The 15,510-nt window shown below is 39.1% G+C and carries 21 protein-coding genes; 6 read left to right on the top strand and 15 right to left on the bottom strand.

Features of this window, described 5'->3' with window-relative positions:
• Positions 1–144: 144 nt before the first annotated feature.
• From PQ578_RS12065 to PQ578_RS12005, 13 genes are all read right to left on the bottom strand, one after another.
• On the bottom strand, positions 145–822 hold the full coding sequence (locus PQ578_RS12065) for an amino acid ABC transporter permease (protein WP_273834558.1): 678 nt from the start codon (positions 820–822) through the stop codon (positions 145–147).
• Between the two features lie 16 nt (positions 823–838).
• Complete coding sequence (locus PQ578_RS12060) at positions 839–1,702, bottom strand: transporter substrate-binding domain-containing protein (RefSeq protein ID WP_273834557.1); 864 nt, start codon at positions 1,700–1,702, stop codon at positions 839–841.
• Between the two features lie 153 nt (positions 1,703–1,855).
• Positions 1,856–2,110: a hypothetical protein gene (locus PQ578_RS12055; protein WP_224879242.1), complete on the bottom strand. Its 255-nt coding sequence runs from the start codon at positions 2,108–2,110 to the stop codon at positions 1,856–1,858.
• 70 nt (positions 2,111–2,180) lie between these two features.
• Positions 2,181–4,022: an LTA synthase family protein gene (locus tag PQ578_RS12050; RefSeq protein WP_273834556.1), complete on the bottom strand. Its 1,842-nt coding sequence runs from the start codon at positions 4,020–4,022 to the stop codon at positions 2,181–2,183.
• Between the two features lie 132 nt (positions 4,023–4,154).
• Complete coding sequence (locus tag PQ578_RS12045) at positions 4,155–4,427, bottom strand: hypothetical protein (RefSeq protein WP_142329551.1); 273 nt, start codon at positions 4,425–4,427, stop codon at positions 4,155–4,157.
• Between the two features lie 83 nt (positions 4,428–4,510).
• Entirely contained in the window at positions 4,511–5,296 is a 786-nt protein-coding gene (fdhD, locus tag PQ578_RS12040; protein ID WP_273834555.1) for a formate dehydrogenase accessory sulfurtransferase FdhD, read from the bottom strand.
• Between the two features lie 2 nt (positions 5,297–5,298).
• Positions 5,299–6,318, bottom strand: coding sequence for a GTP 3',8-cyclase MoaA (moaA, locus tag PQ578_RS12035; protein ID WP_160920097.1), 1,020 nt, complete (start codon positions 6,316–6,318; stop codon positions 5,299–5,301).
• A 129-nt stretch (positions 6,319–6,447) separates the two neighbouring features.
• Positions 6,448–7,269, bottom strand: a complete 822-nt coding sequence (locus tag PQ578_RS12030; protein WP_273834553.1) for a DUF6612 family protein — start codon at positions 7,267–7,269, stop codon at positions 6,448–6,450.
• A gap of 116 nt (positions 7,270–7,385) precedes the next feature.
• Positions 7,386–7,868, bottom strand: coding sequence for a ribonuclease H-like YkuK family protein (locus PQ578_RS12025; RefSeq protein WP_166001334.1), 483 nt, complete (start codon positions 7,866–7,868; stop codon positions 7,386–7,388).
• An 85-nt stretch (positions 7,869–7,953) separates the two neighbouring features.
• Positions 7,954–8,160: a DUF2188 domain-containing protein gene (locus PQ578_RS12020; protein WP_273834551.1), complete on the bottom strand. Its 207-nt coding sequence runs from the start codon at positions 8,158–8,160 to the stop codon at positions 7,954–7,956.
• A gap of 55 nt (positions 8,161–8,215) precedes the next feature.
• Entirely contained in the window at positions 8,216–8,455 is a 240-nt protein-coding gene (locus PQ578_RS12015) for a hypothetical protein (RefSeq protein WP_098443036.1), read from the bottom strand.
• Between the two features lie 66 nt (positions 8,456–8,521).
• The gene (locus PQ578_RS12010; protein ID WP_273834550.1) at positions 8,522–9,190 is read right to left on the bottom strand and encodes a DUF4397 domain-containing protein; all 669 of its coding nucleotides are present in this window, start codon (positions 9,188–9,190) and stop codon (positions 8,522–8,524) included.
• A gap of 104 nt (positions 9,191–9,294) precedes the next feature.
• Entirely contained in the window at positions 9,295–9,558 is a 264-nt protein-coding gene (locus PQ578_RS12005; protein ID WP_273834549.1) for a DUF1871 family protein, read from the bottom strand.
• A gap of 109 nt (positions 9,559–9,667) precedes the next feature.
• Here PQ578_RS12005 and PQ578_RS12000 point away from each other — a divergent pair, with 109 nt between their 5' ends.
• From PQ578_RS12000 to PQ578_RS11975, 6 genes are all read left to right on the top strand, one after another.
• A complete protein-coding gene (locus tag PQ578_RS12000) occupies positions 9,668–9,889 on the top strand; it encodes a spore germination protein (protein ID WP_160920091.1) in 222 nt (73 codons plus the stop codon).
• 80 nt (positions 9,890–9,969) lie between these two features.
• Positions 9,970–10,578: a spore germination protein GerPC gene (gerPC, locus tag PQ578_RS11995; RefSeq protein WP_224879221.1), complete on the top strand. Its 609-nt coding sequence runs from the start codon at positions 9,970–9,972 to the stop codon at positions 10,576–10,578.
• Positions 10,575–10,754 carry a spore gernimation protein GerPD gene (locus tag PQ578_RS11990; RefSeq protein WP_273834548.1) on the top strand — a complete coding sequence of 60 codons (180 nt, stop codon included), beginning with the start codon at positions 10,575–10,577 and terminating at the stop codon, positions 10,752–10,754. Before gerPC ends, PQ578_RS11990 begins: the two co-directional genes overlap by 4 nt.
• A gap of 12 nt (positions 10,755–10,766) precedes the next feature.
• Positions 10,767–11,156 carry a spore germination protein GerPE gene (locus PQ578_RS11985; protein WP_273834547.1) on the top strand — a complete coding sequence of 130 codons (390 nt, stop codon included), beginning with the start codon at positions 10,767–10,769 and terminating at the stop codon, positions 11,154–11,156.
• Positions 11,157–11,215: 59 nt separating this feature from the next.
• Positions 11,216–11,431, top strand: coding sequence for a spore germination protein (locus PQ578_RS11980; protein ID WP_273834546.1), 216 nt, complete (start codon positions 11,216–11,218; stop codon positions 11,429–11,431).
• A gap of 14 nt (positions 11,432–11,445) precedes the next feature.
• Positions 11,446–11,658 (top strand): spore germination protein GerPB, encoded by a 213-nt coding sequence (locus PQ578_RS11975; protein WP_273834545.1) that lies wholly within the window; start codon positions 11,446–11,448, stop codon positions 11,656–11,658.
• Between the two features lie 23 nt (positions 11,659–11,681).
• Here PQ578_RS11975 and adhP read toward each other — a convergent pair whose 3' ends face one another.
• Both adhP and PQ578_RS11965 read right to left on the bottom strand, forming a co-directional pair.
• Positions 11,682–12,695 carry an alcohol dehydrogenase AdhP gene (adhP, locus tag PQ578_RS11970; RefSeq protein WP_273834544.1) on the bottom strand — a complete coding sequence of 338 codons (1,014 nt, stop codon included), beginning with the start codon at positions 12,693–12,695 and terminating at the stop codon, positions 11,682–11,684.
• A gap of 91 nt (positions 12,696–12,786) precedes the next feature.
• Positions 12,787–15,501 carry a PBP1A family penicillin-binding protein gene (locus tag PQ578_RS11965; RefSeq protein WP_273834543.1) on the bottom strand — a complete coding sequence of 905 codons (2,715 nt, stop codon included), beginning with the start codon at positions 15,499–15,501 and terminating at the stop codon, positions 12,787–12,789.
• Between the last annotated feature and the right edge of the window lie 9 nt (positions 15,502–15,510).

The following is a 15,510-nucleotide window of genomic DNA, read 5'->3' as shown; positions in this document are numbered from 1 at the left end:
GTTGTTTATTTTACTTAGTATAACATTCTTAAAAAAACTTCATGAAGAATATGGGATATTTTTGTTTTTTTAATAAGAGTGATGATTCAATTGAACGCTCTATTAAAAGAATCGAAAGAAAAAACCCTGGAAAGAAACCCAGGGTTAGTGTAAATAATGATATCGCTTTTCTAGTCGTTCCTGTAAGAAGGAAACACAAACACATACTCCCCAATAAATAAAAGCTACGAGGATATACATTGTCATAAAATCAAATTCTCTTCCGCCAACAATTTTCGCATGATGGAGCAGTTCTGGAACGGTAATAACCGCGGCTAAAGAAGACGCTTTGATCAGATCTAGCATGACGTTCGATAGTGGCGGTATGGCGATTCGCGTTGCTTGTGGCAAAACCACTTCTCTCATCGTCGTCCAATAGGACATGCCTAGAGCGGTCGAAGCTTCCCATTGGCCTTTTTCAACTGATGAAAGAGCCGAGCGTTGAATTTCTGCAATATATGCCGCACTATTTAAGCTAAACCCAATTAACGCACACGTTAACGCTGAGAATTGAATTCCTACTACCGGTAGACCAAAATAAAGAATATAAAGAAAAACAAGAATTGGCGTTCCTCTCATAAAGGAAATGTAGAGGCGCGCTGGCCATCTGAGAGCTTTCCATTTGGACATTCTACCAAGCGCAAGAAATAAGCCCATACCCAAACCAATAATCATTCCAACAAATGCAATTAATAACGTTAACCCAAGACCCTGGATCACATAGGGAAATGATTTTAGCGCAAGACCTGCATCAAATAAATATTCCCAGTGTATTTCCCCCACTTGTTACAACTCCCACTTATTCTTCAATATCTAAATCTGGCTTAACCGATACGTCAGCTCCATTGAAGAACTTCTCAGATAGTTCTTTCATCGTGCCGTCTTCTTTCATTTCTTTTATCGTCTCGTTCACTTTTGTTTCTAATTCACCACTATCCTTTTTCATTACAATATGTTGGTTGTTAGGATAGTACTCAATATCAGGATGGATGGTTATGTTTAAATCTGGAAAAGCAGCAAGAGCAAGTGTTTGTAAGTAATAATCATTTAAAATAATATCCGTTCGACCATTCGATACATCACGTAGATACTGTTCATTCGTCGCATTATCATAAATTTTTTCTTCTGCACCATGCTCACGGGCAACTTCCATATAAACCGTCGTAGAAGCACCAGCCGCAATCTTTCCCTCTAGATCATCAAGAGATTTAATACCGGAAAGATCATCTTTTCTTACGATCGCTGTACCATAAGAATACTTAACAGGCTCAGAGAAAGTGAACTTTTCCATTCTTTCATCTGTTGATGTAATATCGTTGGCTGCTAAATCAACTTTCCCCGAATTAATGCTTGTTAACATCCCATCAAAGCCCATTTCTTCAAATTCTACATCAAGATCAAGGCGTTTTGCCATTTCTCTTACAACTTCTACTTCGTAGCCCGTCACTTTATCCGATCCTTCTTCATAATAAGATGTAGGATAAAGCGTTCCTGAAGTTGCAACGACAAGTTTGCCTTCTTCTTGTATTTCTTCCCATTTCGTTGCTTCTTTTTCGCCTGAATCTCCATTCGAATCATTTCCACCGTTCGAACAAGCACTTATAACAAAAACAACTAGTCCCATTAAAAGAACAGGAGCCAGTCGCTTCATGAAATTCGTCATTTATTTCACTCTCCTTTAATCTAGTAAACAGCAAAAGCTTATCACTATATGACATTGTATTGCAACTGTTACAACGCTCTCTTCAAAATGCAAACTATTCCTATTTTTCACATATTACCACAAAGTACAACAACCAAAAAAACACTCCTTATACTAGGAGTGTTTCAGTTGTTCATCTATTTTTTCATGAAGGTATGAGGTTGCCTGATCAAGATGCTTAATTGCTTCACCAGGAAATTTATCAATGTCTTTTGCTCTTTTTACATGACCGTATAAAACAAGGTCCTGTGAGTTCATCACAATATCAAGCACTTCTCTTCCAACTTCATCTTTATTTTGATCCATATGAAGAGCGGTTTTGTACTCTCTTACAACTTCAGTGAGTATTTGCAGTCTTTGTAAGTCCATATATCCTCATCCCTTTGCAATGTATATCCAATTAAATCCTATCATGAATATGTCAGAAAAAACACTGGAATTATTGAATAAAACGCAATAAGTCACCATAGATAACCTGATCTGAATAATCAAGTTCATCTTGAACATCACCAAAATAACGAGCACATTTGTTTCGATTCGTTTTTGACGTGCTTTCTTTGTTATAACACGTATTCTTTGTATAAATCAGGTTCTTTGTAATAAAGCTTCCATCACGAAAAATCACAAGGTCTTTTCGGTTTTCTGAAAAAAGACTCGTTCCGAAATTTAAACTCTTGCTTTCTTCTACACCTAATAATTCTAAAATTGTTGGTTTAAGATCAATCTGTCCACCAACCGTATTAATGACTTCTCCATCCTCCCCAGGAATATGAATGATGAGAGGAACTTTTTGGAGATCAACGTGTTCAACCGGCCCAATTTCTTTACCAAGATATTCGCCAAGCGCTGTATCGTACGTTTCAGATAAACCATAGTGATCACCATATAAAACAAAAATCGAATCTTCATATAAACCGGCTGCTTTCATTTCTTCAAAAAAGGTTTTAATCGATTCATCTTCATATCGCACCGTTGCAAAATAGCGGTTCACTACCTCTTCTTCCGTCTCAGGAAGAGAAATCATTGTATCTTCTTCCTCTAATAAATAAGGGAAATGATTCGTCAGCGTTAAGAATTTAGCCGAATATGGCTGTTCCAACTCTTTTAGATAAGGAATCGACTGTTTAAAAAATGGAATGTCTTTTAAGCCATAGTTAATGGAATTCTCATCACTAACGTCAAAGTCTTTTTTTGAATAAAAGCGATCATAACCTAGCGTCTCATACATTTCTGATCGATTCCAAAACTCACGATCGTTTCCGTGAAAAGATGTTGTTGTATACCCTTCGTTATTTAATGCCTCTGGCAGAGAGAGAAATTCGTTTTGTGGCTTTCTTACAAAAACAGAGCCTCCTGAAAGAGGGTATAAACTACTGTCAATCATAAATTCAGCATCGGAAGTTTTTCCTTGTGCGGTTTGATGGTAGAAATTTGGAAAGAAAAAACTGTCTTCTTTTAACTTATTTAAAAAAGGTGTTGCTTCTTCTCCGTCAACACTCTCATTAAGCATAAAAGCTTGAGTCGATTCTAGAGAGATAAGAATAAGGTTTTTCCCGTTTGCAATTCCTTCATAAGAGGAAGGTTCGACTTCCTTATCTTTCACATACTTTTCAATTTCAGATAGCTCTGTATCATCTGCAAATGCACTATTAATTGATGTAAAAGAGTTAAACCCGATATCATAAACATGATACGTATAGGCTCCTAACGATTTAACAAAAAGCTCTCGATCATATGATTTTTCAAATAAAAGAGGATGCATGATAAGTGCTAAAGTAGCTGTACATAGAAGAACTGCGACGCTACTAATCGCTGTCCTTTTCTTAAGTTTCTTGGAAAGAGCTAATTTATTTAGTCCTTTACGCTTTATTAACCAAAATAAAACGATTGAATCAAAAACAATGAATGGATCATATAAGTTCAATAACTCAACTGTACTCTGACCAAGACCTCCAACATTTCCAAACTGAAAGAGGACGGGTACTGTCACAAAGTCTATGTAAAAACGATAATATAAAATATTGCAATAAAGTAGTGCTGACAAAACAAAATAAACTGCTAGCATCAGGCCTGGTTTTGACTGCTTTCTAAATAGACCGATACCTAGCAGTAATGCGATTGATCCTATTGAATTTATCATCAGGAATAGCTCTTCCCCAATACCGTTTAACGAAAAAGTAAATTCAAATCGATATACAAGGTAGGTTTTTAGGGAAAGTAACGCTATTAATAAAAAATAAAATCGCCACAAATCCTTTTCTTTTCTTCTCTCTACATCCATCAATTATGCACCCCTCATATCTCCCTATCTCAAACGAGCTTTCTCTTTATTTACCACTAAAGAAGGGAAACCAAACCGCTCACAGTCTCCTTCCTCTATTAATGACGAATAAAAGAACAAGAAAGTTTCAATTTAATATGAAAAAACTAGAGCGATGACACCGAACGCAATGAAAAAAAGTCCTATTGTCACACAAGTAATTGTTACGACCCACCATGGTATTGAGTCAAGGGCTTTTGTTTCAATAAAGAAAAAAATACTTTCATCTTTGTTGGAAGCTTCAGAGGCTCTTGCACGGCCAGCCGTATTAGACTTCATAGCCTCAAGGCGATGAAACAAATAACGGGGACTTCCTACTAATGCAACACCAGCAACCCAAAAAACGACAGCTATTGTCCAAGCCATACTTGATCCGCCTTTCTCTAAACGCCTTTTGTTCTGTAGTATGAACGACTTCATCAAAAAAAACACCTCAAAAGTTGAGGTGTTTAGCGTTTAATGCGTTCGGGCTTTGTGTAGACATTAAATCCTCCGTTTCGGATAAAACCTACGGTTGTTATGTTTAAATCCTCTGCCAATTGAATCGCTAACTCAGTAGGGGCAGACTTCGAGAGAAGAACACCAATACCCATTTTAGAAAGTTTAATGACGACTTCAGACGATATCCTGCCACTAAAGGCTACGCTAAGATCGGACGGCTTAAGATGCTGGCGAAGAACATAACCATATAATTTATCCAGCGCATTGTGTCTTCCAATATCGGTTCGAGAAGCTAAAAGCTCACCATTGAGAAAGATAGCCGCATTATGTACACCACCGGTTGTTTTAAAAGTCGTTGATTGGCTTTGTAGCGCCATCATGTTCCCGAGGCATTCTTGCGCTGTTAGCTGTGGCGCCTTGGTTATAGTCCTAGCTGTCCTAGAATCGCTTTGCAAATAAAAGTGTCTACTTTTCCCACAACAGGAGCCGATCACTCGTTTTGTATACGTTTCAGATGTTAAAGGAATTTGAACATTGGCTTTGACATTCACAATTCCTTGACCTTCATTAAAGAGCATTTCCTCGATGTCCGCGTAAGACCGGATGACTCCCTCTGATGCTAAAAAACCTGTCACCATATCCTCTAAATGATCCGGTGTGCAAACGAGCGTTGCAAATTCTGTACGATTCACTCGAATGGTGAACGGCTTTTCTAATGCAATTTGATCATTTTTTTCCACCCATTCGCCTTCACGATAACTTAATACGATTCGATCTGTTAAGTGTTTCTCCATTGTTAACCACCTATAAAGGACATTTCTATCTTTTCTCGATTTAATACACTTTCTTCCGTTCGCTCATCTGAATAACGATCATCTCGTCCATTCCATAAGTTTGCTAACATGGTCCTTAGCTCTTCATCAGTGGCTCCGTTTCTTAGTGGGTTTCGAAGACTAGTCCCTTTTGAAGCAAATAAGCATGTATACAGAGCACCATCAGCAGAAAGACGCGCTCTTGTGCAACTTGAACAAAATGAATCGCTAACAGAGGAAATGACGCCAACCTCACCACTACCATCTTTGTATTGGTAACGGGACGCGACCTCTCCGAAGTATGCTGCATCAAGAGGTTCTAAATCATAAACCTCTGATAATTGATCAATGATTTCCTTTTTACTCATCACATGATCAAATTTCCATCCGTTTGAATTTCCTACGTCCATATACTCGATGAAACGAACGATGTGACCACTATTTCTAAAATAAGAAGCCATAGGTACAATTTCATGGTCATTAACACCTTTTTGAACGACCATATTGATTTTGACTTGAAGACCGGCATCAGCGGCTGCTTGAATTCCTTCAAGGACAGGTTTAATCTTCGTGCCTCTTCCATTCATCTTTCCAAATGTTTCGTCATGAATGGCATCTAGACTAACATTCACTCGAGTTAGTCCTGCCTCTTTTAACTTGAAGGCTTGCTTTTTCAGTAGCGAAGCATTTGTCGTAAGCGCTATATCAGTTAACCCGTTAATCTCAGATAACATGGTAATCAACACATCCAAGTCTCTTCTTAAAAGCGGTTCGCCACCAGTAAGGCGAATTTTCTCAACCCCCATTTCAACAAACAAACGAGCAAGCCTTGTAATCTCTTCAAATTGAAGGAGACTTGTTTTTGGAAGAAATTCATAATCTGGTCCGAACGTTTCTTCAGGCATACAATAACGGCAACGGAAGTTACACCGGTCTGTAACTGATATACGAAGATCCCTTAGCGGACGTTTAAATTGATCGTATACAAGGTTTTCTGATGGCATTATCTTCGCTCCTTTCTAACAATACGAATGAGCTAATCGTAACGCTTTCGTGCACTTTTTTCCAGTAATATCACATTTCTTCGGTTTTCAACATCAAAAAAAGTGCTGCTTTACACAGCACTCGTATGATTATTCACTCATCCCTGGCATATCCTTGGCCTGTTCAATCACTTCTTCCGGCACCTTTACTTCATCAATTTTATTATACTGATCATAAGTGGAGTCCATTTTCATCTCACTTGAAATCGTTTCACCTTCCATGGTCATCTCACTATCCATCGTCATTTTCATTTGAACAGGAAGGTAATCTTCCTTATCAATTGTATAGGTGTAGGCAACTTCATTTACGTTCATTTGATCCATTGCTTCTTCCATAATTTGATTTTGTCCACCCATTTCTTCCGCTGTCTTTTCCATTAGACCTTGAAATTTCTCACCGGATGCTTTGAGTGTCATCACATACGTATCTTCTTCTTCTGTTAACGTAAATTCATCAACAAATTCTTTTAACATTTCCATTTGTTCCTTTGGATCCCCTTGTGTTTCTTGAAGAGATAGCAGCGTGTCCGTCATATCATCAGGAAATTTCATCCACTGTTCACCTTGCTTCATAAAAAAGCCTTCTTCAGTAAAGTATGATTCTACCTGCATGCTTTCTCCATTTGCTGTCATATCAATCATTTGATGAAAAGCCATTGGGTCCATCACCATGTCAGCATCAATCACGCTCTTCACTTCCATCTCTTCTTCACCTGAACCGATGCTCTGAACCATATCCGCTTTCATATGGAAGTTTTCTATGTCTTCCTGAGCTGAAATGGATTTCTCAAAAACTTCTTTGGCGTCGACACCTTCTTCCACGCTCACTTCTCCACCAGATTCCGTTGTCCCACTGCATGCAGCCAAGATAAGCATGAGTGCACTAACCATTGCAATCATTCGAAACTTCATTTAGCTCTCCTCCTATCTTTTTACTCTACTAGTAATACGAGTGAGCAGAGATGAGGTTTCAATCATTGTGCATTTCATCCTATTTTCACAACAAAAAACCGGCACATTCGGCCAGTTTAGCTAATAGATTTCGTGTAACGATCTGCAACACTACTTGCTCCGTATGAATCGGGCTTAATGCGTGCGATATACCCTACAGAAGTAACCCAACCCACGACTTCTTGAATCACTTTCCGTGTTTCACCTTGTTTTCCAACATCAAGATGAATTTCAATTGGCCACGTTTCTAATAGTTCTGCAAACCCTTCATTTTTTAACGATTCCATGAGCTCAAGACTCATTTCAGTCTCTTTGTAAATGCGATGCCTGAGCTCATGAATCGGTTTTTGTTTTACTTTTCGGTAGAATATCCTTGCTCCTTTGCCAACACGGTGAATAATAAGCGCCGTCACAAACTGCGTCGCTTTACGGCTTGTCTGTGAATCGGTTCCAATAACAATCCGATAGGTACCCTTAGGATCTTCTTTCGTATAATTCTCAATCAAGTGTGTTACCTGTTCGATCGTTACTTTTCCAGCTGTTGGACTTATAAAATCCATGAATATTCCCTTCTTTCATCAGGATAGTAGTTAGTACTATGTTTATTCATAAGCTGAAAAATATGTACGAATCGAAAAGAAATGTCTAGCTATTATAAAGACTTCGATCTTCAATTTGACCGTTTTCTTGGTGAACGACTAGCTCTGAAGGGCGATTTTCATCACAAATTTTCCTTCCAAACTGGTAAGCTTCTTCTTTTGTTTCAAACGATTTCGTCGCTTGTTCGGCTCCTTCTTTTTTTAGCTCCCATGAATTGGTCTTTCCAGTTTGAACATGATAAATTGTTTTCATCATAAATTCCCCCTTTTTCTATCACATTCCTTCCTTCTTAATCACATAAACCTTCTTATGTTCTTGAGAATGGAAGAACTTCAGCTGGTTTTTTACGATGCAAAATGTTGACTGTTTTATACCCTTCCCTCTCCTTAGCAAAGAACGTTCTACTAGATATTGGTCTTTTCGTTGACCAGTTAATTGAAGCTGGATTTTGCCAGGAATCATGTGTAATAAGCTCTTGTTTATAATAGTAACAATTTCCGCTAGAATAGCGTTCACAAATGTACCTTACAGTATGTTTAGTATGCATCTTTCTTCCTGCTCCTTTATCGATTTTATAGATAAATAAAACCGCAGCTAAGCTGCGGCTTTATCATTATTTCCCATCTTTTAGAAGAATAACATTTAATGATGGATCTCCATCTAATAAACCTAATGCAATCGCGGTGTAGTTTACTCCAGCTTCTACTGGTAAATTAGGTAGATCCAACACGGCTTTATCCGTTCCGGCCGGTCGAATTTCTAGATTGTACGTTCCTGGATCAATAAACTGGTATTCCGAGTTTTGGGTAAAAGCAAGATTTTTAATAAGTGCATCTCCACCCTTAACCCCGATGTCAACTGCCGGCGCATTTGGTGATGCATGTACTGCTCTTAAACCAGCTTTATCCCCTGATCCCTTTTGGTCTTCTAATACTTTTAACGCAAGATTCTCGAGCTTACCGACCGCCAGTACGGAATAAGTTTTCCCTGCTTCTACAGATAATTTTTGTTCAAGGACTGGCTTTCCTTCTCCATTAGCAGAAGAAGCAAATACTTGAATTGTCTTCTCACCTGGTGCCAACATTGCATAGTCTGTCACATCTTTGAAAGCTGCGTTCTTAAAGGCTGGTTGCCCATCTACATAAATATCAACTGCTGGCGCATCAGGTGAAGCATGAATGACTCGAACGTTCGCATTGTTATTCTTTTCCGCTGCTAAACTTTGTGGAGAGACGGCTACTAAAAGCGCAACCACCATAATGAAACTCCATATCCATTTCATAAAAATTACATCCCTTCTGCTTTGTTTGGTGACTTGCCTATTTTTTACCGTACGAAAAATATTATTCATAAAAAAAACAGACCCTCTTAGGATCTGCTTCGTGTTCATCGCTCACATGATGAAGTGTTTTTTAGCACAAGAAGTTGAGCGGCTAACTGTTCACACTTCGAAAGTGGAATCACTTCTTCATACGAAAAATGATAAATGGCTTGAATTTCTTTGCCTAACTCGGCGACATCATCTAGCTGATGAACAAGCTGGACCACATCCGCTGCTTCTGTATCATAATCATCGACCCCGATGGACAGCGGATCCCATTCTTTAATCATACGGACGAGCTCTATATTTAGTTGGCTGACTTCATTCATTCTGCACACCTACCTTACTCAGGTAGTTTACCATATCTCTTCTTTTCGAACATACGCTATTATCCCGCATACAGTAATAAGTGAAATCTGTTTATAAGGATGTGAAACCATGCCGGCAATCGTCGGAGCTATTAAAGTAAACACGATCGGAAGTAGTGGTGTTTTCCACGTCGGCGATGTCTTTATTGTATCTCCAACCAGTGCCATAAGAACTTTTGCAGGTGGAGGGTCTTTTAATACTGGGGATGGCTTAAACGTGAGCAGTTCTTATAGCGTGACAAGTGTAAACGATAGTGATGTTGCGGATCAAAATGTTGTTGCGAATATATAAGAGGGCATTCACCTAAATTTATTTACAACATACAATTAAATAAGGTGAAACCAACATTTTGATACGGGAGTTGATGGTCAATGTATCCAAACGATAATTTCTACGCGATCTTACAGCGGATGCAACAAAGCATTGAACAACAAAACAATCGTATCAAAATGCTTGAAGATATGATTGATGAGTTAAGAGATAATTGCAATGAATTATCTAAATCTCCAAAAACCAATATCGAAAAAATCGAATACAAATTCGATCAATTAAAAATTGAAAGACTGGATGGTACGTTAAACATTGGCCTAACACCTAATGGAGGGGCCGATGTGCTTGATGACTTCACCGTAAATGGCGGAAATGGGATGAATCCTTCTAATGTTCCACCTGAAGCAATCCAATCCATTCAACAGAATGTGCAGTCGTATATGCAAAATGGTGCATTACAAAAATTAGGCGAATTAGAAAAGACATATCAGTATCCACTCGATGACCCATACCGCCACTTTATTTTAAATGACATTCAAAAGCAGCTTGACCAAAGAATTAATTATTATGTGAACCAACAAGCGACGCGCTCACCAGACGGAAATATAGAGAAACTAGTAGATGATGTATCAGCAAAAATTAAGCGAGACATCTCAAACGGTATGGAAGCTTTCCTGAAAAATTTACCTGGAAGGACTGATTTAAAGTGAATTACACCGTTATTAACAGAGGGTTGTCAGTGGGTCATATCGATATTACGGCGGTCGCAAGTTCGTCTGTATTTCTTGTAGGTGACACCGAATCAATTGTTTGCTCATCTATTTTCGATACGCCTCCTGAATCTTTAATCATCTCAAGACCTTTTGTACCGCTATCAACGTCATAAGGATATGATTTTATGTATAGCCGATCTTCACTTGTAAACTGGATTTATGTCACCTCACTCGATAGTAGTAGCATCGTACAAATTGGTGATAGTAATCAAGTGACACCTGAAACAAAAGTTTATGCCTTACAAAGAGAACAACCCATCTTTAATGGCGATGAAGTTGAAGACCTGACACAATACCCGATCTACTCCCAACCTCTGCCCCTTCCTCTACTTACTGAAAATGTTAGGCAAACGACGATACATGAGAATCCAATAATTAAAGTTGGTAGCATACGTATCACAGGTATCGCTGCATCATCTGTTCTTCACGTAGGATCTACAAGAACGATTCGGACAGAAGCTCGAATAAAACATAACCGCCAATATTTCTCGGATCCTTATGCAGACGAAGATTAAGAACGTATCGGCTTACAAGCACATACACTACGGTATAACGAATTAAAGGGTGTTCAATCATGCCTTCAATTGTAGGACCAGTTAAAATTAATAGCGCAGGTGGCGTCGTTAACTTCGGTGATAGTTTTAACACGACACCGAAATCAACCTCTAAAACATATGCTGGTTCAGGAGGATTCAATACAGGGGATTTTCATATTGTTAACAATGGATTCAGCTTAACTAATTCGCTTGATCCAGACGTTGCAGATGATAACATTACCGCTAACAATTAGGGAGCTGAAGATTTGTGAATTTCTTTGTCAACCAAAACATTGTCATTCATCAGCTAAGAGTCGAGGGAATCACGAATTCTTCCGTTCTCCAAATTGGTAGTGCTGGTATTATTAAACCACTTTCAAACCTATATAACACTGGTGGATATACAGAACCTGCTCCTGAACTCCCAAGTGCACAAACTTCAGAAATAACACCATATGTACCACTAGCTCCTCCAACATAAAAAAACCGCCAGTGGCGGTTTTTTTATTCGAACGTAAGAACAACCCTTCCATTAATGTCACCATTTTCGAGTTCTTCAAAAATTTGATTAATCTCTTCTAGTGGACGAGTCTCAATGATCGTTTTCACTTTTCCTTCAGCAGCAAATTGGAGAGCTTCCATCAAATCCTTGCGCGTCCCAACAATAGAACCAATTACTTTCACTCCATTTAGTACCGTATCAAAAATAGGAATCGGCATCTCCTCTGGTGGTAATCCAACTGCAACGACACTTCCACCACGGCGAACAGCAGCGTAAGCTTCGCTAAAAGCAGGCTTAGAAACAGCTGTACAAACCGTACCATGCGCCCCTCCAACTTCTCGTTGAATAAATTCTGCTGAGTTTTCTTCTAGCGGATTCACTGTAAGATCTGCGCCGAGTTCTTTTGCTAAAGCAAGCTTTTCATTATGCGTATCAACGGCAACGACATGAAGCCCCATCGCTTTCGCGTATTGAACAGCAACGTGTCCTAGGCCACCAATTCCATAAATACCGACCCACTGCCCAGGCTTTGCCTCTGTCACTTTCAGAGCTTTGTAAGTCGTAACTCCTGCACAAAAGATTGGCGCTACTTCTTCAAAGCTTAAGTTATCTGGAATTTTAACTGCGTAATCAGCATCTGCTTTGCAATACTGTGCATAGCCACCATCTACAGAATAGCCAGCATTTTGTTGCTCTTTACAAAGCGTTTCGCGTCCCGTCAAGCAATACTCACAGTGGCCACACGCAGAGTAAAGCCACGGTACACCAACCCGGTCTCCTACCTTCAGGTGTGTTACGCCGTCTCCTATTTCCTCAATAATTCCTGCACCTTCATGACCAGGGATAAGTGGTAGTTTAGGTTTTACTGGCCAATCTCCGTGTGCAGCATGTAAATCCGTATGACACACGCCACATGCTTTAATACGCACTAATATTTCACCATGACCAATTACAGGTTTGTCCACATTCTTAACAGATAAGGGCTCTTTAAATGCATGTACAACGGCTGCTTTCATAATAAAAACCTCCATATGATGAATTTTCTTTTCCTTCTTCATCATAATGGAGGCTACTTGCTACGACTGTTACATTCGTCACAAATTGAGGTTATTCAGTTGGATTTTCTTCCTTTTTTTCTTCTACAGTAGAATCGTTGTTCTTTTGAGAGGAAGAAGTCTCTTCTTCAGAAGGCTGATTTTCTGGACTTTCTGTTGGTTCACTTGCTTCTTCACTTTCCACAGGTTCTGACTGCTCGCCTTCCTCACTACTTCCGCTGTCATCATTTGTACCTGAAGAGGAGTCATTGCCAGTCGTACCTTCTCCCGTATCGTCAGACTGATCAGCGTTTCCTGAGTTGTCACCATTTTCTTCTGTACTAGTTTCATCTTCACTTGTTTCTTCATTACCTGAGTCTTCATTACCTGTTTCATTATTATTCGGATCTGGTGTTGTCTCACTTTCACCGGTACTCTCCCCATCAGCATTTCCAGAGCTATCAGACTCTGAACTTTCTACTGGATCGGTTGATGGCTCTTCTGGTTTATTCTGTTCTTTCTTTTTTTCTTCTGGTTCATTTTGTTCCTCTTGTTTTACTTCCGGCTCTTTCTGTTTCTTAGGTTTTTCCTTTTCTGTTTCCTTTCCAGAATTATTTGGTTTCGGCTGTGGCTTTTTTTCTACTTTTTTCTCAGGTTGCTTTTTTTCTTTTGCAGCTTTATCTGCAGGTTTTTTGGTCTCGCGTTTCTTATCGGTTTGATCACTTTCGCTATCATTTGATGGTTCTTTCTTTTTAGGCAACGGAGCTTTTTTCGGCTCTTCTCCTTTAAAATAAAGTTCTTTAATAATATTTGATGAAGGCGTTGCATTATTTGCACGTAGTCCAGATGTTTTATCAATTTCAATCTCTTCAACTGAATCAGGCTGTTCAAAATCCGGTGTATCTTTCCCTTTTGATACTTCACTCATGACATGTTGAAATAACAATTTTGCAATGTCATCATCTTCTTTATGAATGTACGTACTTTGAGTGGTTTTATCGTATCCAGTCCAAACTGCTGCAGTGTAGTTCGTTGTATATCCAGAGAACCATGCATCTGATACACCATCTCCAACAACGCCTTCTTCAAGACTCGTTGTTCCCGTCTTTCCAGCTATATCTAACCCTTTTACAGCTGCCTGCATGCCCGTCCCTTCTTTAACGACGGTTCGTAGCATATCTGTAATCATATAGGCTGTTCCTTCACTCATTGCTTTTTCAGGTTTTGAGGAAAGTTGCATTTCTTTTCCGTTTGGATAGACCACTTTCTCTACACTATAAGGTTCGTGAAAAGTTCCACCAGAACCAAACGCCGCATACGCTCCTGAAAGCTGTAAAGGGGAGATTCCATTCGCAAAGCCACCGATCGCATAGGCCGGATATGTTTCTTCAATTGAAATGCCAAGTTTCTCTGCAAAACTTTGAGCTTCTTCTCCTCCAACTTCCATAAATGCTTTAATAGCAGGAATATTATAAGACCATTGTAGTGCTTCTCGAATCGAAACGCTGCCTTGAAACTCGTCATTCCAATTACTAAATTCTTTTCCATTCAATTCAAGTTCTTCATCGATAAACTGTTGATTTGTCGACCATTTAAGTTTTTCTATACCTGGTGCATAATCAAGAATTGGCTTGATCGTAGAACCTGGTGAACGTTCTAATTGAGTTGCATAATTAAACCCTTTTTGCACGTCGTCTTCCCCGGTTTGACGATTGCCACCTATGGCACGAATAGCACCAGACTGAGTATCAACAAGTGAGATACCCGCTCTAAACTCTTCATCGGGGTATTCAACTACTTGATTTGTTGTAAGCGACTCGTCGACAATTTTCTGTGCTTGAGCGTCTAGCGTTGTATGAATTTCTAATCCTCCTGAATAGAGAGCCTCTTCAGGAATACCTGCTTTCTCTAAATCATCGATCACTTGATCAATAAAAGCATCGTTCGTGGTAGACTGATTTTTCTTATCTACAATTGTATCTTCAATAGCGACAGAAGCCGCCTTTTCACGTTCTTGAACAGAAATAAACCCATGTTGCTCCATTAAGCTTAGTACCGTTGCTCGACGATCAGTAGCAATGTCCGGATGTTTATATGGATCATATCCAGACGGACGCTGTGGAAGTCCCGCTAATAAAGCAGCTTCAGCCGTCGTCAACTCTTCAAGTGACTTATTAAAATATGTCTCAGCTGCGGTTGCAACGCCATATGCTCCCTGACCAAAATAAATTTTATTTAAATACATTTCTAAAATTTCTTCTTTGGAATACTGCTTTTCTAATTCCATTGCAAGGTAAGCTTCCTGAACTTTCCGCTTTACGGTCTTTTCAGGTTCAAGAAGCATGTTTTTAACGACCTGTTGTGTAATCGTACTTGCTCCTTCTGCCCCAAACCCATCTTGGATATTTGCGACAACGGCTCCACCAATTCGTTTAATGTCAACGCCATTGTGATCCCAATACCTTACATCTTCAACTGCAATAAAAGCATTCACGACATGTTCAGGAATTTCATCAAATGAAACAACCTTGCGATGTTCTTTCCCGACGATGTCAGTTATTTTGTTTCCTTCAGCATCAAATAAAGTAGAAGATTGCGGTAAGCTTAATTTATTTCCTTCAAGCGTTGGTGCTTCGTTAATGTACGCATACGTTTGGTAACCCCCAAAAGTTAAGACAAACACCATTAAAAAAGCTGCAGTTAGTAATACATTTCGAGCAAAACGCTTCTTTTTCCTTAACCCCTCGTTTTTTCCTGTATGTGGTTCTTCGTTCATTTTTTTCCCCATAATAATCCC

Origin of the sequence: Guptibacillus sedimenti (genome assembly GCF_028610665.1) — a bacterium.
Taxonomy (GTDB): domain Bacteria; phylum Bacillota; class Bacilli; order Bacillales; family Guptibacillaceae; genus Guptibacillus; species Guptibacillus sedimenti.
This window is presented reverse-complemented; position numbering and strand designations above follow the sequence as displayed.